Source organism: Streptomyces angustmyceticus (assembly GCF_019933235.1).
GTDB lineage: Bacteria > Actinomycetota > Actinomycetes > Streptomycetales > Streptomycetaceae > Streptomyces > Streptomyces angustmyceticus.
The window spans coordinates 6,893,510-6,909,433 of sequence record NZ_CP082945.1 but is presented as its reverse complement, the minus strand read 5'-3'; the positions used below and the strand labels follow the sequence as shown (position 1 = coordinate 6,909,433).

Genomic DNA, 15,924 nt, shown 5'->3' with positions numbered 1-15,924 from the left:
CGCCCGCACGATCGCCGATCAGCAGAACGTCCGGGAAAGGGTGACGCACCGATGAATGACGGAACCAAGGTCCTGCTGGCCGCCGCGCTTGCCGGCGGCTATGTGCTGGGCCGTACGAAGAAGGGCCGGTTCGCGCTCACGGTGGCGTCGTATATCGCCGGACGGCAATTCGGGCTCGAACCGCGCCAGCTCGTGACACAGGGGGTGCGCAAGCTCGGCGAGATCCCGCAGGTCGCGGAGCTGGGGGACCAACTGCGCGGAGAGGTGCTGGACGCGGGCCGCAAGGCCCTGACCACGGCCGCAAACCGCCGCCTGACGGGCCTCGCCGACACCCTCCACGAACGCTCCCTCAAGCTCGACGGCCTCGGACTGGAGCCGGAGGAGGAAGAGGAGGACGAGGGGGAGTACGCGTACGACGAGGAAGAGGAACCGGAGGAGTACGAGGAGGACGAGTACGAGGACGAGGAAGAAGAGGAGGGAGAGGAAGAGGAACCGGAGGAGGAGCCCGAGGAGCCCCCGGCCCGGCGCACCACGAGGGCCGCCGGGAAGAAGGCCGCGGCGGGACGGGCCGACGCGAAGGAGACCACGGCGAAGAAGGCGGCACCGGCCAAGAAGACCGCCGCCAAGAAGACCACGGCGAAGAAGACCACGGCGGCCAAGAAGACCGCGGCCGAGGCCCCGGCCAAGAAGGCGGCACCGGCGAAGAAGGCCGCGGCGAAGAAGACGGCCGCCAAGAAGACCGCCGCGAAGAAGACCACGGGCAAAAAGACCGCGGCCAAGAAAACAGCCGGGAAGACGGCAGCGAAGACCGCGGCCAAGAAGGCTCCCGCGAAGAAGACCGCCGCGGCCAAGAAGGCAGCACCGGCCGCGAAGAAGACCGCCAAGAAGACATCATCGCGCTCCGAGCGCCGGAGGTAACCGGTCATGACCAAGACGCAACAGGACAACGCGGACTCGGGACTCGATCGGCTGCGCGGCGAACTCGGCGACTACGCCACGAAATGGGTGGGGAATCTGGCCGAGAAGGCCGGCGACAAACTGATGGATGTGACGGGCCAGCTCACGGATGTCGCCGAGAACGGCGGATCGCTGTCCAAGATCGCGGGAAATCTCCTCGGCGGTGACTCTCCGGTCAAGGCCGCCGTCAAGGGGACCGCGGAGAACGTCAAGGACACCGTCGTGGACAAGGCCAAGGGCCTCTTCGGCGGCAAGAAGCGCAAATCCGGGGACAAGAAGGTCACCAACATCATCGAGGTCCTGGATGTCGGGGTGCCGCTGCGCACCGCCTATGACCACTGGACGCAGTACGAGAAGTTCAGCGGCTTCACCAAGGGCGTCCGCAATGTGTCGCTGCACGACGAGACGACCAGCGACTGGAAGGCCAAGGTCGGCCCGTCCACCCGGGGATGGAAGGCGACCGTCCAGGAGCAGGTGCCCGACGAGCGCATCGTCTGGACGTCCGAAGGCGCCAAGGGCTCGACCCGCGGTGCCGTCAGTTTTCACGAACTGGCGCCCAACCTGACCCGCATCGTGCTGGTCGTCGAGTACTACGCCTCGGGATTCTTCGAGAAGACCGGCAATGTCTGGCGGGTCCAGGGACGCCGGCTCCGGCTGGACTTCAAGCACTTCCAGCGCTACGTCACCCTCACCGACGAGGAGCCCGAGGGCTGGCGCGGGGAAATCCGTGACGGTGAGGTCGTCCGCACCCACGACGAGGCCATGGAGGACGAGGAGGCCGAAGCGGCCGAGAGCGAAGAGGGCGAAGAGGGAGAGGACGAAGCGGACGCGGAGTACGACGGCGAGGAGGGGGACGAGGCGGAGGACGAGGAATACGACGAGGACGAAGAAGCGGACGAGGAAGAGCCCGAGGAGGAGTACGAGGACGAGGACGAATTCGCTGATGAGGGTGCGGAGGAAGACGAGGAGGAAGAGGAGTGAGCGGGCCGGCGGATGCCGTGGGCGGGCCGGGCGGCGGCATCGTTGCCGGGCGGCCGCCCGCGTGGCGCGGGCGGCCGCCGGGCGTCGGCTGACCCCTTCGCGGGGCCGCTCAGCGGCCGAGGGCGCGGCGCAACTGCTGCTTGTTCATCGAGGACCGGCCCTCGATCCCGCGCTTCCTGGCCTCCTCGTACAGCTGGTCCCTGGTCGGTCCCTGGGCCCCGCTGTGGGAGCGTTCGCCGCCCCGCTGCGGGGCGGACTTGGGGTCCCGGGTGGAGACCCGGCTCGCGGTGCGGGACTCGCCCGCGCGCGCCCGTTCCTTGTTCACGGTGCGTGCCGCGATCTCCTCGGCCCGCTTCGTCGACGCGCCGCGTTCCTCGGCGCCCTCCTTGATGTGCTCGTACTGGCGCTCGCGCTTCTTGCTGAAACCGGCGGGCATGCTGTCCTCCTCGACCTGGGCAGGTGGCTGCCGCACCGGGCGGCGGGCACGGTGCGGTCGCCGTACCGCGTACGGCACCTTCCACTTCAGCCCGGATGACCGCGCCGCGCTACCCGGGCCGCCGGGTGGTGCCGGGCCGCCCGACCGGCCCAACGCTCCCCCGCGGGTGCCAGAGGCGTCCGCCGCCCTTGACTGCCCGGGATTCCCGGCCGGGGCAGCGGGCGAACGCCCGGCTCAGCGGCGCGTGAGCGCGGTACGCCGCGCCCCGGTGCCCGTTAGCGTCGAAGGCAGCAGACGACCGGCGCCACGGTGTCTCCCGGGACCGGGCCCGTCTGCGCCGACCGGCGCCCAAGGGAAGGATCGTCATGCGCACGCTCCTGGCCGCTCCCCCGATCGCGGGGCTCACCGCCGTCGTCACCGGCGGCTCGCGGGGACTCGGGCTGCTGCTGGCCCGCCAACTGCTGCGGCGCGGCTGCGACGTCGTGCTGCTGGCCCGCGACGACGCCGAACTCGGCAGGGCCGTCGCCCGACTGGCCCAGTGGCGCGGCGGAACGGTGCGCGGCGTGGTGTGCGATGTGCGGGACCGGGCCGCGGTGCACGACCGGCTCGCGGAGATCGCCCGGGACCACGGCGGGCTGGACATCGTCATCGCCAACGCCGGCATCATCCAGGTCGGCCCGGCGGACGCGCTGGGCCCCGACGGGTTCCGCGACGCCATGGACTCCGTCTTCAACGGCGCCCTCAACACCGCGCTCGCCGCGCTCCCCCACCTCCGGCGCAGCCCGGCCGGCGGCAGGCTGGCCCTCGTCGGCTCGGTCGGGGGGCTGCTCGCGGTGCCGCATCTGCTGCCGTACTCCTGCGCCAAGTCGGCGGTGGCGGCGCTGGCCGAGGGGCTGCACGCGGAGGAGGGCGCACGCGGCGTGTCCGTGACGGCGGTCCACCCGGGCCTGATGCGCACCGGGTCGCATCTCCATGCCCTCTTCGGCGGGGACCGGCGCCGGGAGTACGCCTGGTTCTCGGCGCTGGCCGGGGCCCCGGTGCTGTCCATGAACGCCGAGCGGGCCGCGGAGCGCATCGTGTCCGCGGTGCAGCGCCGCCGTCCGCGCCTCGTGCTGACGCCGGCCGCGCGGCTCGGCGCCAGGGTGCACGGGCTGGCGCCGGTGGCCACCACCCGGCTGACGTCGGCGCTCGCCCGGGTACTGCCCCGCGACGGCGCCCGCGGGACCGCGGACGGGTCCACGGTCGCGGCCAGGGAGCAGCCGCCCGCCCGGCGGCTGCGCAGTGTGCTCGGCGTCCTCAACGAACGGGCCGCCGACCGCTTCAACCAGCGCTGAGGGCGCGTCAGTGCCGCAGGGCGTGCCTGCCCTTCTCGACAGCCTGCCGCATGCGCCCCATGGCCACTTCCGCGCTGCCGCGTCGTTGCAGGCTCTTGTTGCCGAGGGCCTTCCCGGTCGTCTCCTTGGCCATTCCCTCGACGATATGGCCCATGTTCCTGGTCTTCTTCCCGATGCCCATGTCGTGCTCCTCCCTGGTCATTCGGCGGGTGGCAGCAGTGTCCCCAGCGGCCCGAGATCCAGGTTCAGGTCCTGCATCGTCAGGTCGTAGCGGGCGCAGAGTTCCACCATCCGGTCGTGGAGAATCATCAGCGTCGCTCCCAGGCGTTCCTCCTGTTCCTCGGTGAGGTCTCCGGCGTCGACCCGTTGCAGGGCCTGGCGTTCCATGAGCTGGCGCAGCAGCTCGACCAGGGTGAGGACGAGCTTGATCAGGTCCCGCTCCACCGTGTCGGGGTCGGCGCTGACCCGGTGGGCCGGCCTGGGGGGTCCCGGGCCGGACGGGGGCCGGATGTCCTGCGGGGTCGTGGGCAGCAGCCGGAAGGCGCGGGCGGCCGCGTCGGCGACATCGTCGAAGCGGCTCCCGGGGCGGCGGTCACCGGCCGTCATCGTCGTCCCCCGCCAGGGGTGCGGTGGCGCGCCACGGGGAGGGGTTCTGTTCGCTGATGGAGACGATCAGCGCGCGCAGCGAGACGCGTACGAGGTCGATGTCGGCGATGGACAGGACGATGTCGCCGGTGAGGACGACGCCTCCGCTGAGCAGCCGGTCCAGCAGGTCGATCAGTGCGATCTGCCGGTCCGGCAGTGGTTCGTCCGCCCGTGCCGGCGGCCCGCCCGCGGGCCTCACGGGGCGGCCCGTTTCAGCGGTGCGGCTTCGGGGGGCGTGGCGAAGGAGTACGGGGCCCAGGGGCCGGTGACCTCGACGCGCACCCCGGAGCGCCCTTCGCCGGCCCGCAGGACGTCGGCGCGGAAGTCCTCGCCGTCCTCCAGTGGCACCAGGTAGGCGTCGTTGATGACGTTCTCCCCGGGGCCGCGGGCGAGTTCGCCCTGCTGCACCCGGTGCTGGACCCGGTCGACCGCATGGCCGCGGGCCGCGTCCTCGACACGGCGGGCGACCTCTTCGGCGTCCCGGTAGGCGTCGTCGCGGGCGTGCCGCTGGGCCTTGCGGTGGCTGAGGTAGGCCCGTCCGGGGCTGAGGCCGGTGTCCGCGGGGGGCGCCGCCGGCCGGTCGGTGGCCGCGGGCGCCTCGACGTAGATCTTGACGCCCCACTCCGTGTGCGCGGCGAGGACGGACAGCCGCTCGGCGAACGCCTCCTGGCGGGCGTCGAGCATCTGCCGCACCCGTTCGTCGTCGAGGTAGACGGTCGCCAGCCGGAGCGGCAGGACGGTCGTCCGGGCGGCGAGCGCCTCGATCACCCGGTGGTGGGCGCGCGCCACCGACTCCAGCCACTCCAGGTCCTCCAGGTGCGCGCGCAGGGCGGCCTCCTCGAAGTCCGGCTCGGGGACCGGGCCCACCGCGACCACCACCTCACGGTGCCGCGGCGCGCGGACCAGGTGCACCGGTCCGTCCGCGATGCCCGGCAGGCCGGCCAGTGCCTCCTCCAGCGCGCCGTCGGCGTCCCGCGCGACGGCGTAGGCGTAGGTGACGACCTCGTTCATGACTCGTCCCGCCGCTTGCCGCGGGTGCCGGGCGCGGCCCGTTTGCCGCGCGGGGTGCGGGAGGTGCGCGAGGGACGTGCGGGGCGGCGGGAGGCGGCGGGCCGGCTCTCCTCCTCGGCCTCCTCGGCTTCCTCGTCGTCGGCGTCGGCTTCCTCCTCGTACTCGGCGTCCTCGTACTCCGCTTCGCCCTCGACCACGGGCAGTTCGTCGCCCTCGCGCAGGGCCTCGATCTCGGCGCGCAGCCGCCGGTTCTCGTCGGCGAGCGAGCGGTAGCCGTCGGAGGCGCGGGACGACAGGGAGGGGTCGTGCTCCCACCAGTCGATGCCCATCTCCTTGGCCTTGTCGACGGAGGCGACCAGCAGCCGCAGCTTGATGGTGAGCAGCTCGATGTCGAGCAGGTTGATCTGGATGTCACCGGCGATGACGATGCCCTTGTCCAGGACGCGTTCCAGGATGTCGGCGAGGTTGGCCGAGGACCCCTGCCCGTACGGGCCGGCCCGGGACGGGTAGTCGCCCATCCTCCTGGCGACGGGTTCGTTCACGGCCCCTGCACCTCGCTTCCCCGGTGTCCCGGCAGCACGGCGCGAGCGCGGGGCGGTGCTCCGCCACCGCGCCGGCCGCCGCGGTCAGGTGTCGGTGCCCTGGACATGTGCCCTGATCTCGTCCAGCTTGTCCAGCAGTTCGTCCTCGCGGCGGTCGAACGTCTCCTCGTCGATGTCGCCCGCCAGCAGCGCGCGTTCCAGCTCGGCGAGCTCCCGCTCGACGGGTTCGGGGTCGTAGTACTCGTTCTCCGCCGCCTCCAGGGCGCGTTCCATGACCCAGGCCACGCCGCGCACCGGCGCCAGGGGAAGAGTGGCGAGTTGAGTCAGCAGGCCCATGGGAACTCCCTAGACGAAGCTGTACGCGGGCAGCGGGCCGAGCAGCCGGAGGTCGAAGTCGTCCCCCAGCTCCTTGGCGAGGTCGTGCTCCGCGCCGACGAAGCTCTTCTCGTTGTCCCGTTCCACCAGGAAGGACACGCTCAGGAAGTCGTTCCCGGTCGGCTGGGACGTGCGGTCCTCCCGGGCGAACCCCCGCAGCCCGTCGAGGACTTGGGCGGCGAGCCGGTCCTGGCGCGCCTCCACTTCCCGGGAGACCATCTCGCCGAGGGCGAGCGGGAGGTCGGGGCCGCCGCTGCCGCTTCTGATCTGTTCGTTGAGCGCGCGGGCCTCGTCCGACTCCCGGAGGATCTGCCGCAGCATCGCGTCCTCGTCCTGGGCGGCCTTGAGGTGGTATTCGGCGCATCCCTCCAGCGCCGTCAGCCGCTCGGAGAACTCCTCCACCCGTTCCTTCAGCACGGCCCGTACGGCCTCGTCGTCGTCGGTCGTGAAGCCGAACTGCAGGGGCAGTACGGTGCCGTCGGCCATCAGCCGTTCCTGGACGGCCTGGTGGGCGGCGAGGTCGCGGCGTTTGGGACGCAGGTCCTCGGGCGCGTCGCTCACGACGGCGGACAGCTCCTTGCTCTTCACGGTGCGGAGCGTGGACGGCGGTTTTCCCACGCCGTGCAGGTCGTCCAGGTTCCGGGGATGGTCGGACGCGACAATGGAGTAGACGTACACGGACATCGCTCACTCCTTCCGGCGCCGGGCCGGCCGGCGAGCCGGGCGCTCACGCCGCCCGGCGGGCTCCTTGTGCCTCTCCTCGCGCTCCTCGTCGTCGCCGCCCCTGAGGGCGTCGGACACCGCTTCCGCGGCCCCGGACAGGGCGCCCTTGGCCTTGCCGTGCGAACCGCCCTCGGTGACCTCGCCGACCAGATCGGTCAGCTGGGAGGGTGCCTTGCGCCCCTCCTCCAGGTCGAGGCGGTTGCATGCCTCGGCGAAGCGCAGGTAGGTGTCGACGCTCGCCACGACGATGCGGGCATCGATCTTGAGGATTTCGATACCCACCAACGACACGCGCACGAAGACGTCGATGACCAGCCCGCGGTCCAGGATCAGATCGAGGATGTCGTAGAGATTGCCCGAGCCCCCTCCGCCGCCGGTGGCGACGGGTCCTCCGCCTTGCGGCACCACAGTCACGGTGCCTCCCTTCACCGGCCCGCCCCGACATGTGCGAAGCGGCCGTGTCGTTCGCCCGGCGCACGGTCCGCCGCGGCCGTCCCGGCCTCAACGCCGGTCGATCTGGCCTCGGGTGTAGCGGCGGGTGCGCTCGTACGCCATCAGTTCGCCCTCCTTGTCCAGCACCACCCGGTAGGTCGCCATCACGCTGGTGGTCCCGGGGACCCGCTCCAGCTCCATGACTTCCACGTCCGCCTGCCAGCCGTCCTCCGTCGGCTTCACCGAGGAGACGGACTCCGGGGCCCGGCCCAGCAGCTCTTCGAGTTGCTCGGCCGCGTACCGCATCGCACGCGGTGCGGAAACGCGGCGGGCCGTGCGCTCCGTTTCGTTTTCGCTCTCGCGGCTGCCAGCCCGAACGCTGGTGGATTTCCTGGCGGTCTTCCTGGCGGTCTTCTTACTGGACGGACGCCGGGCTTCGCCGGTCTCGTCCTCGTCGTCTGCGGCCATGTTCCTCTCCGGGATCGGAGGCGACATGCTGCCAGCGTCACTACTGAAGAGACGCCATTACATGATATACGGGCTCAGCTCTACGCATCTCGGGCTGGTCAGGGCACTACCGGGAGGTATCGGACGGTGTCGCGCGCGAGTGCCGCGGCCCGGTCGGCGGCGTAACGTCGGCACTGTCCCGGGAGACGCCCGACCGTCCCGGGAGCCGGGTCATGACGGTCCCGGCACGGTGAGAACCGGCACGCCGGAGTGAGTCCCGATGGCACGACAGCTGTCCGTAGGTGTGCGGTGACCGGCGGCGCCGGATCCGATCCGGTGGGCCGGGCGGTGCTGCGCGCGATGCGGGAGACCGGGGCGTCGGCCGGCGGGCTCTACGTGCCGGCCGACGAGGAGCCGGTCCTGCGGCTGGCGGTCATGAGCGGCCTGCCGGCCCCGTTCCTGGAGCCGTGGAGCCGGGTGGCGCTGGCAGCGCCGATCCCGGTCGCCGTCGCCGCCCGCGAGGACCGGCTGGTGTGGGTCGGCGGCCAGCAGCAGCTGGCCCGTGACTTCCCCCGTACCGCGGTGGCCGTCCCCTATGACTTCTCGCTGGCGGCGGCTCCGGTGGGTGACGGGAGCGGCACCCGGGGCGCGCTGCTCCTGCTGTGGCCGGCCGGCCACGCACCACGGCTGTCGGAGGCCGAGCGCCGGGCGCTGGCGGCCGCGTGCCGGCGCCTGGCGGCGCTGCTGGACGCGGGCCGGGGCCCCGGCGGCGCCTGGCCCCGCTGCGCCGCCCCGCGGGTGCTGCCCGTCCCGCCGGTGCGGACCGTGGGCCCGGACGAGGCGCAGGCGGCGGCCGGCTACCTGGAGCGGCTGCCCGGCGGCTGCTGCGCGCTGGACCTGGACGGCCGGTTCACCCTGGTCACGACCGGCGCGGTGGAGCTGCTCGGCGAGCGGGCCGACCGGCTGATCGGCGCGCGCCCCTGGGAGATCCTGCCGTGGCTGCGCGACCCGGCCTTCGAGGACCGCTACCGCGCCGCGGTGATCAGCCGCAGGGCGGTGCCGTTCACCGCCCTGCGGCCACCGCGTCAGTGGCTGACCTTCCGGATGTTCCCGGACGCCACGGGCCTGAGCGTGTGGATCAGCCCCTCGGACAAGGACTACGGGCCGGTGGAGCCCGCTCCCACGCCGGCGGAGGAGGTGCCCGCGCGGGCCGGGCAGATCTACCACGTGCTGCACCTCGCGGCCGCCCTCACCGAGGCCGTGGGCGTCCAGGACGTGGTGTCTCTCGTCGCCGACCAGATCGTGCCGGCGTTCGGGGCCCAGGGCATGCTCATGTACGCCGCCGAGGCGGGCCGGCTGCGGACCATCGGCCACCGCGGCTACCCCGCCGAGGCCGTCGCCGCCTTCGAGGGCGTCGCCCTCGGCGCGGCCCACAGCCCCGCCGTCCGGGCCCTCGCCACCGGGGAGCCCAGCTTCTTCACCACCCCCGGGGAGATGGAGCGCGACTACCCGGGGCTGCCGCGGCTGACCGGCAAGGCGGCCCGCGCCGTGCTGCCGCTGATCGTGTCCGGCCGCCCGGTCGGCTGCTGCATCCTCGCCTACACCCAGCCGCGCACCTTCACCCAGGAGGAACGCCAGGTCCTGACCTCCCTGGCGGGCCTGATCGCCCAGGCCCTCGACCGGGCCCGCCTCTACGACACCAAACAGCAACTGGCCCACGACCTGCAGGCCGCCCTGCTGCCGCACGGCCTGCCCTCGGTGCCGGGGTTCGCCGTCGCCGCCCGCTACCTCCCGGCGACCCGCGGCATGGACATCGGCGGCGACTTCTACGACCTGATCCGTCTCGGCGACGACAGCATCGCCGCCGTCATCGGCGATGTGCAGGGCCACAACGCGGCCGCCGCCGCCTTCATGGGGCAGGCCCGCACCGCCGTCCGCGCCTACGCCAGCGCGGGCGCCTCCCCCGCCGAGGTACTGGCGCGGACGAACAAGCTGCTGAACGCCCTGGACCCGGAGCTGTTCACCAGCTGTCTCTACGTCCACATCGACCTGCGCACCCGCCGGGCCTGCCTGGCCGGCGCCGGCCATCCGCCTCCCCTGCTCCGGCACCCCGACCGGCACACGTCGGTGCTGCACATCCCGCCGGGGCTGCTGCTGGGCGTCGAGCCCGATGCCCGGTACACCGCCACGGAGATCACCCTGCCGCCGCGGTCCGTACTGGCCCTCTACACCGACGGCCTGGTCGAGACGCCGGGGGCCGACCCGGAGCGCTCGGTGGCCGACCTCGCCGGGCGTCTCAACGACGCCCCGCCGGTGGGGCCCGAGCGCCTCGCCGACCTCCTCCTGGAGCACCGGCGGGACGACGCGGACCGGCAGGACGATGTGGCGCTGATGCTGCTCGCCGCCTTGCCGGCCGGGCCGATGACCCCCTCCTGAGCCCCGCCCGGCGGCACGGCACGGCGGGACGCTCCCCGTGATGTGACGCCGTCTCACCCGGCTCTCCCCCGGCTGCCCGGCTTCCGTTTCCTTCGGTGGGCCGGCTCGTTGAGGCAGCCGTGGCAGCTGCGGAGAGTGGAGACGGCCGGGCCGGAGGCGATGCCACGGAGCCCGGTGACCGGGCGGACCGTTGGCAGCTGGGCTGCCGGCTGATGACGGAGGCCGGCGAGGAGTACGTCGTCACGGCGTCCCTGGTGCGCCGGAGCCTCACGGCGGTGGACGGGTCGCCGGGGTGGGGGCACGGGCTCGTCGGGGCGTTCATCGATGTGGGGCGGCGCCGTCACCGGGCCCGGTCGTGGGCGGACCGCGGGGCCGTGGCCGTCCTGCGGGCGGCGGCCGGAGCCGCGGGGACGGACGCCCGGGTGCGGGCGGCGCTGCTGGAGGCGCTGGCCGACGGGCTGCCGGTGGCTCCGGACCGGCTGCCGGCGGAGCCGTTCCTGGTGGGCGGCGGCCAGGGCGATCCCGGCCGGGCCGGCCCCGGGGCGGACCTCGTCCTCGGCGAGGCGGGAGCGTGGCGCGCGGAGGGCGGGGGAAGGCACCGGCTCACGCTGCGCGGCGAACCGGCCGCGTGCGACCTGGTCTTCGCGCCCCGGGCCGCGCCCGGCGCCGAGGGGGCGGACGACTGCCACCGGAGCGGGCCGCACTGCGACGTCACCGGCCGGCTCACGGTGCCGGGCGCGCGGGACGCGGTCGTCGTCGCGGGCGAGGGGTGGTACGTCTCCGGCGCGGACGACGGGCTGCTGGCCGAAGTCCCGTGCGGGGGCCGGGACATCGGCCGCCGGCGCCTCGTGGTGTTCCTCGACGACGGCTGGCGGGTGACCGCCGGCGACGAGGAGCACGTGGAGCCGGCCTCCCGTGCGGTGACCGGCCGGCGGTGCCGGCTGACGGCACACGCCCCCGACGGCCGGGCGGTGCCGGCCGACGACGTCCGGCTGCGCCCGCACCGCCCCTGGACGTCGCTGTCCACCCTGAACCGCTACCCCACGTCCTGGGAGATCGCCTCGGACGACCTGCGCCTGCGGCTCCAGGTCACCGCGCACTTCCCCGGCCAGGAGGTACGCACCCTGCTCACCGGCCAGGGCTTCCTGTACGCGGCGGCCCGGGTGAGCGGCACCCGGGCCGGGCGGCCGGTGAGGGGCTGGGCGGTCGTCACGGCGGTGCCCGCGCAGCGGATCGGGGACCTGGAGGAGTACCTGGGCCGGCTGCGCGAGGTGACCCGGCGCGAGGTCCACCGGCTGTACCCCGACCGCCCTTCGCCCGCCCTGACGACCTCGCTGCTCGGCGGGACGGGCGCCTCGCTGGACGGCTTCGCGGACACGGCGGTGCACGAGTCCCTCGTGCGCCCGGTGCGGCATCTGGCCGATCCGGGCGGCCGGGGGTGGCGGGCCTATGTGTGCTGCGCCGCGATCGAGCTGATGGGCGTGCGGGCGGGCCCGTACGCGCCGCTGCTGGCGGCGGTCGAGGTGATCCACAGCGCCAATCTGGCCATCGACGACCTCCAGGACGGCGCGCTGCACCGCCGCGGCGTACCGGCCGTGCACCGGGTCTTCGGGGTGCCGGCCACCGTCAACGCCGCCACGGCCGCCTACTTCGCCCTGGACCGCGTCATGGACGAGGTGCTGCCCGACGACGACCGGCTGCGGCTCGCCGTGTGCCGGACGTATCTGCGCATGCTCCGGGCGGCGCACGGCGGCCAGGCCCTGGACCTGGCCGGCCACACGACGGAGATGGACGCGGCGGTGGCCTCCGGTGACGCGCGGCCGCTGCTGCGGCGGCTGCGGGCGGCCCACCGCTTCAAGACCGGTGTGCCGGCCCGTGCCTTCGCGGAGCTCGGCGCCCTCGCCGCGGGTGCCGTCGGCATCCGGCCCGCCGCCATCGGGGCGTACTTCGAGGCGGTGGGCACCGCGTACCAGATCTCCGACGATGTGCTCGATGTCCTGGGCGCCGCCGCGCCGCAGTCCGGCGGACGCCGCAAGCACTCCGGCGAGGACCTGCGCGCGGGCAGGGTGACCATGCCGCTCGCCCATGGCGTCGGCCGGCTGCCCGCCGACCGGATGGCCCGGGTGTGGAAGGCCGTGCGCGACGGCGGGGCGACGGCCGGCACGGTCCACGAGGCGGCCACCGCGCTCGTGGGCTCCGGCGCCGTCCTGGCCTGCCGGCGGGAGGCCCGCGCCCTGGTCGACGACGCCTGGCACCGGCTGGCGCCCCTGCTGCCGGACTCCCCCGCCAAGATCATTGTCCGCTCGCTGGGGCGCTACGCGGCCCTGCGCGAGGCGGCGGTGCCCGCCGACGCGGCGGCGGGGGACGTCGCGGAGGGCTCCCGGCGCGGCTGACGCCCTCGCGTATGGCCGGCCCGTACGGCCCGCGGGCCCGGCGTGTCAGGGCCGGTGCCGGCGCGGGGGCGCCGTCCCGCCGGGGGCGGTGAGCGGCAGCGCCCGGCGGCGGGTGACGGCGAGGATGGCCATGTCGTCCTGGTGGTGCTCCCCGGTCCAGCGGCCGACGTCCTTGGTCAGGGCCGCCACCAGGGCCTCCGGCTCGGTGAACCGCCGTCCCATGCGGCGGGAGACGGCCGGATCGTAGAAGGTGCCCCGCGCGTCCCTGGCCTCGGTGACGCCGTCGGTGACCAGCAGCAGCGAGGCGCCCGGCGGCAGCCGCACCACGTCGACGGGCGCCGAGCCGGCCGAGGAGGCGTCCCCCAGCCCCATGCCCAGGGGCAGTTGCGGAAGGGTCGGGTCGAGCCGTACGAGCCGGCCGCCGTGGACCAGGTACGGCGGCGGATGCCCCCGGTTGACCAGGCTCAGCGCCCCGCCGTCGGCGGAGACCTGGGCCAGCACGGCGGTGGTGAAGCCCTCGCCCGCGGTCACCGGGCCGGCCCTGGCCGCCGCCCTGGCCATCGCCTCGTCCAGCCGCTCGACCAGGGCGGCCAGGGTGGGGGCGTACTCGGCCTCCTGGCGGAAGGCCCCGATCGCGACGGACACCGCCGCGACGGCCTCCAGGCCCTTGCCCCGCACATCCCCGATGATCATCCGCACCCCGAACGGGGTCTCCTGCACCGCGTACAGATCGCCGCCGATCCGCGCCTCGGCCTGCGCGGTGGTGTACCCGGCGGCCACCGCCAACGGCCCGACCTCGCCGGGCGGGTCGGGGAGCACCGCCAGCTGGACCGCCTCCGCGACGTCCCTGGCCAGGGCGAGGTCCCGGCCCTGACGCCGCAGGAGCCGGTTGACCGCGAGCGCCAGCACGCCGATCAGGCCGACCACCGCCAGATCGACGTACCGCGCCGTCGCCGGGCGTCCGCGTTCGAGATCCAGTCCGACCGAGACCACGCAGGCGGTGCACACGACGACGAGCGCGGCGCGGAAGGAGAGCATGGCGCCCGCGACCAGCGGTGCGGCCGCCAGCAGCGGGAGTCCGGTGTACGGCTGGGGCGCGAAGAGGTCGAGCAGGACGCCGACCACCAGGGCCAGCGCCGCGAGCAGCCACGACACCCTCGTCGGCGTGGGCTGCGAGCGCTTCACCGTGCCTCCCCTGCTGCCGGGTCGCGGGCGCGGCCCGGGAGGGCGGAGCCGCCGCAGGGGTGCCGTGCGCACTCCGCCGGCACCTGCCCTGCCGGTACCGTCCGATGGATTCACATATACGCCTTGTGGGCCGGATGCGCCCGCCGCTCCACCGGGGCCCCGGGGTTCCGGTGGAGCGGCGGGCGGCGGACGCCCGCCAGGCGCCGTCGGCCGATGAAAGGGGAACAAAGCAGGCGTAGGCTGACGAAGACCGCCGTAGTGCACCGTGAGTGAGCGATGGAGGCGGCGTATGACCGACCCTCGCGGCTTCCTCAAGTTCCCCCGCCGGCCGGTCCCGCCGCGCCCGGTCGAGGAACGGCTGAGCGACTGGGACGAGGTCTACGCCGGGCAGGCGCTGCTGCCGCTGGTGTCCGAGCAGGCCGACCGCTGTATGGACTGCGGCATCCCCTTCTGCCACAACGGCTGCCCGCTGGGGAACCTCATCCCCGAGTGGAACGCGTACGCGGCGCGGGGCGACTGGCGGGCCGCCGCCGAGCGGCTGCACGCGACGAACAACTTCCCCGAGTTCACCGGGCGGCTGTGCCCGGCGCCGTGCGAGGCCGCCTGTGTACTGGCCCTCAACGCCGACCCGGTGACGATCAAGAACGTCGAGGAGGCCATCGCCGACCAGATCTGGGCGCGCGGCTACGCGGCACCGCATCCGCCGGAGCGGCTCAGCGGGAAGTCCGTCGCCGTCATCGGCTCGGGCCCAGCGGGGCTGGCGGCGGCACAGCAGCTCACCCGGATCGGGCACACCGTCGCCGTCTACGAGCGCGCCGACCGCCTCGGCGGGCTGCTGCGCTACGGCATCCCCGCGTTCAAGATGGACAAGCGGCATCTGGACCGCCGGATCGAGCAGATGCGGGCGGAGGGCACCAAGTTCCGCACCGGCGTGCAGGTCGGCAGGGACCTCGACGCCACCGAGCTGCGCAGACGGCATGACGCAGTGGTCGTGGCCGTCGGAGCCACCCGGCAGCGGGAGCTGTTCGTCCCCGGCCGCGAGCTGTCCGGCATCCACCAGGCCATGGACTACCTGCCCCTGGCCAACCGGGTCGTGGAGGGCGACTACGCCGCGCCGGCCGTCACCGCCGAGGGCAAGCACGTGGTGGTCGTCGGCGGCGGGGACACCGGCTCGGACTGCCTGGGCACCGCCCTGCGCCAGGGCGCGGCCTCGGTGGTGCAGCTGGACATCAACCCGGAGCCCGGCGACGCCCGGACGGACGGCGAGCCCTGGCCCGTCTACCCGAAGGTCTACCGGATCTCGCACGCCCACGAGGAGGCCCGGGGCCGGGAGGGCAGCGATCCGCGGGTCTTCTCCTCCGCCACCCTCCACTTCGAGGGGACCGCGGCCGGCCGGGTGCGCGCGCTGCGCCTGACGCAGGTGGAGCCCACGGCCAGGAGGCCGCGTCCGGACACCGAGCGGGTGATCCCTGCGGAACTGGTGCTGCTGGCCCTGGGCTTCTCCGGCCCCGAACACAGCACCGGTCTGATGCGGCCGCTGGGTCTCGCGCTGGACGAGCGGGGGAACTTCGCCCGGGACGGCGGCTTCGCGGCCGAGGCGGCGGGCCCGGCCGGGCGGGACGGGGTCTTCGTGGCGGGCGACGCGGGGCGCGGCCAGTCCCTGGTGGTGTGGGCCATCGCCGAGGGCCGGGCCACCGCGGCCGCGACGGACCGCTATCTGACCGGTTCCACCGCGCTCCCCGCCCCGATCGGCCCCCGGGACCGGCCGATGGTGGCGTGACGCCTCGAAAAGCCGTCGCCTTCTCCGTCCCCCCTAGGGGTTGACGAGACGTACCCGTGTACGGATCGATGGTTTTACCCGGCCCCCGACCAGGGAAGCAGCGAAGGCACTACGCCACACAGAGCACAACGACACCAGCACGCAACAGTGCCCCCAGCACCCCCATCGCCCGATACTTGATCCACCGAGTCCCGGCATGCCGGAAGCCGAAGCGAACATGGCTGACGAGCCGTCAGGAGGGTGCGAC

The 15,924-nt window shown here is 74.0% G+C and carries 17 protein-coding genes; 6 read left to right on the top strand and 11 right to left on the bottom strand.

From position 1 onward, the window contains the following. Positions 1-51 precede the first annotated feature (51 nt). Positions 52-918: a histone H1-like repetitive region-containing protein gene (locus tag K7396_RS30940; RefSeq protein WP_107421148.1), complete on the top strand. Its 867-nt coding sequence runs from the start codon at positions 52-54 to the stop codon at positions 916-918. A gap of 6 nt (positions 919-924) precedes the next feature. Further along, positions 925-1,938 carry an SRPBCC family protein gene (locus K7396_RS30935; protein WP_086716428.1) on the top strand — a complete coding sequence of 338 codons (1,014 nt, stop codon included), beginning with the start codon at positions 925-927 and terminating at the stop codon, positions 1,936-1,938. A 109-nt stretch (positions 1,939-2,047) separates the two neighbouring features. Here K7396_RS30935 and K7396_RS30930 read toward each other — a convergent pair whose 3' ends face one another. Continuing rightward, positions 2,048-2,374 (bottom strand): plasmid stabilization protein, encoded by a 327-nt coding sequence (locus tag K7396_RS30930; protein WP_086716427.1) that lies wholly within the window; start codon positions 2,372-2,374, stop codon positions 2,048-2,050. A 365-nt stretch (positions 2,375-2,739) separates the two neighbouring features. On the opposite strand from K7396_RS30930, the gene K7396_RS30925 reads away from it, so the two are divergent. Further along, positions 2,740-3,708 carry an SDR family NAD(P)-dependent oxidoreductase gene (locus K7396_RS30925; RefSeq protein ID WP_086716426.1) on the top strand — a complete coding sequence of 323 codons (969 nt, stop codon included), beginning with the start codon at positions 2,740-2,742 and terminating at the stop codon, positions 3,706-3,708. A 7-nt stretch (positions 3,709-3,715) separates the two neighbouring features. Here the strand turns inward: K7396_RS30925 and K7396_RS30920 are convergent, their stop codons facing one another. From K7396_RS30920 to K7396_RS30880, 9 genes are all read right to left on the bottom strand, one after another. Beyond that, entirely contained in the window at positions 3,716-3,889 is a 174-nt protein-coding gene (locus K7396_RS30920; RefSeq protein WP_086716438.1) for a CsbD family protein, read from the bottom strand. A gap of 17 nt (positions 3,890-3,906) precedes the next feature. Beyond that, positions 3,907-4,314, bottom strand: coding sequence for a gas vesicle protein K (locus K7396_RS30915; RefSeq protein WP_086716425.1), 408 nt, complete (start codon positions 4,312-4,314; stop codon positions 3,907-3,909). Further along, positions 4,301-4,552 carry a gas vesicle protein gene (locus K7396_RS30910; protein WP_086716424.1) on the bottom strand — a complete coding sequence of 84 codons (252 nt, stop codon included), beginning with the start codon at positions 4,550-4,552 and terminating at the stop codon, positions 4,301-4,303. The genes K7396_RS30915 and K7396_RS30910 overlap by 14 nt, the downstream gene beginning before the upstream one ends. After that, positions 4,549-5,364, bottom strand: coding sequence for a GvpL/GvpF family gas vesicle protein (locus K7396_RS30905; protein ID WP_086716423.1), 816 nt, complete (start codon positions 5,362-5,364; stop codon positions 4,549-4,551). Before K7396_RS30905 ends, K7396_RS30910 begins: the two co-directional genes overlap by 4 nt. Beyond that, on the bottom strand, positions 5,361-5,882 hold the full coding sequence (locus K7396_RS30900) for a gas vesicle protein (RefSeq protein ID WP_086716422.1): 522 nt from the start codon (positions 5,880-5,882) through the stop codon (positions 5,361-5,363). Before K7396_RS30900 ends, K7396_RS30905 begins: the two co-directional genes overlap by 4 nt. Positions 5,883-5,990: 108 nt before the next feature. Beyond that, the gene (locus K7396_RS30895) at positions 5,991-6,242 is read right to left on the bottom strand and encodes a gas vesicle protein GvpG (RefSeq protein WP_086716421.1); all 252 of its coding nucleotides are present in this window, start codon (positions 6,240-6,242) and stop codon (positions 5,991-5,993) included. 9 nt (positions 6,243-6,251) lie between these two features. Further along, positions 6,252-6,965 carry a GvpL/GvpF family gas vesicle protein gene (locus tag K7396_RS30890; protein WP_086716420.1) on the bottom strand — a complete coding sequence of 238 codons (714 nt, stop codon included), beginning with the start codon at positions 6,963-6,965 and terminating at the stop codon, positions 6,252-6,254. A gap of 3 nt (positions 6,966-6,968) precedes the next feature. Further along, the gene (locus K7396_RS30885) at positions 6,969-7,418 is read right to left on the bottom strand and encodes a gas vesicle structural protein GvpA (protein ID WP_086716419.1); all 450 of its coding nucleotides are present in this window, start codon (positions 7,416-7,418) and stop codon (positions 6,969-6,971) included. A gap of 87 nt (positions 7,419-7,505) precedes the next feature. Then, positions 7,506-7,904, bottom strand: a complete 399-nt coding sequence (locus K7396_RS30880) for a gas vesicle protein GvpO (RefSeq protein ID WP_086716418.1) — start codon at positions 7,902-7,904, stop codon at positions 7,506-7,508. Positions 7,905-8,192: 288 nt separating this feature from the next. Between K7396_RS30880 and K7396_RS30875 the strand changes: the two genes are divergently transcribed. Further along, positions 8,193-10,319: a SpoIIE family protein phosphatase gene (locus K7396_RS30875; protein WP_086716417.1), complete on the top strand. Its 2,127-nt coding sequence runs from the start codon at positions 8,193-8,195 to the stop codon at positions 10,317-10,319. A gap of 119 nt (positions 10,320-10,438) precedes the next feature. Continuing rightward, on the top strand, positions 10,439-12,712 hold the full coding sequence (locus K7396_RS30870; RefSeq protein ID WP_143589046.1) for a polyprenyl synthetase family protein: 2,274 nt from the start codon (positions 10,439-10,441) through the stop codon (positions 12,710-12,712). A gap of 45 nt (positions 12,713-12,757) precedes the next feature. Here K7396_RS30870 and K7396_RS30865 read toward each other — a convergent pair whose 3' ends face one another. Then, positions 12,758-13,897, bottom strand: a complete 1,140-nt coding sequence (locus tag K7396_RS30865; protein ID WP_086716415.1) for a PP2C family protein-serine/threonine phosphatase — start codon at positions 13,895-13,897, stop codon at positions 12,758-12,760. Positions 13,898-14,186: 289 nt separating this feature from the next. On the opposite strand from K7396_RS30865, the gene K7396_RS30860 reads away from it, so the two are divergent. Next, positions 14,187-15,677, top strand: a complete 1,491-nt coding sequence (locus K7396_RS30860) for a glutamate synthase subunit beta (RefSeq protein WP_086715593.1) — start codon at positions 14,187-14,189, stop codon at positions 15,675-15,677. Positions 15,678-15,924 lie beyond the last annotated feature (247 nt).

Excerpts from the sequence above, each read along its gene's own strand:
- K7396_RS30940 (WP_107421148.1), top strand. The coding sequence starts at position 52 with ATGAATGACGGAACCAAGGTCCTGCTGGCCGCCGCGCTTGCCGGCGGC.
- K7396_RS30935 (WP_086716428.1), top strand. The coding sequence starts at position 925 with ATGACCAAGACGCAACAGGACAACGCGGACTCGGGACTCGATCGGCTG.
- K7396_RS30930 (WP_086716427.1), bottom strand. The coding sequence starts at position 2,374 with ATGCCCGCCGGTTTCAGCAAGAAGCGCGAGCGCCAGTACGAGCACATC.
- K7396_RS30925 (WP_086716426.1), top strand. The coding sequence starts at position 2,740 with ATGCGCACGCTCCTGGCCGCTCCCCCGATCGCGGGGCTCACCGCCGTC.
- K7396_RS30920 (WP_086716438.1), bottom strand. The coding sequence starts at position 3,889 with ATGGGCATCGGGAAGAAGACCAGGAACATGGGCCATATCGTCGAGGGA.
- K7396_RS30915 (WP_086716425.1), bottom strand. The coding sequence starts at position 4,314 with ATGACGGCCGGTGACCGCCGCCCCGGGAGCCGCTTCGACGATGTCGCC.
- K7396_RS30905 (WP_086716423.1), bottom strand. The coding sequence starts at position 5,364 with ATGAACGAGGTCGTCACCTACGCCTACGCCGTCGCGCGGGACGCCGAC.
- K7396_RS30900 (WP_086716422.1), bottom strand. The coding sequence starts at position 5,882 with ATGGGCGACTACCCGTCCCGGGCCGGCCCGTACGGGCAGGGGTCCTCG.
- K7396_RS30895 (WP_086716421.1), bottom strand. The coding sequence starts at position 6,242 with ATGGGCCTGCTGACTCAACTCGCCACTCTTCCCCTGGCGCCGGTGCGC.
- K7396_RS30890 (WP_086716420.1), bottom strand. The coding sequence starts at position 6,965 with ATGTCCGTGTACGTCTACTCCATTGTCGCGTCCGACCATCCCCGGAAC.
- K7396_RS30880 (WP_086716418.1), bottom strand. The coding sequence starts at position 7,904 with ATGGCCGCAGACGACGAGGACGAGACCGGCGAAGCCCGGCGTCCGTCC.
- K7396_RS30860 (WP_086715593.1), top strand. The coding sequence starts at position 14,187 with ATGACCGACCCTCGCGGCTTCCTCAAGTTCCCCCGCCGGCCGGTCCCG.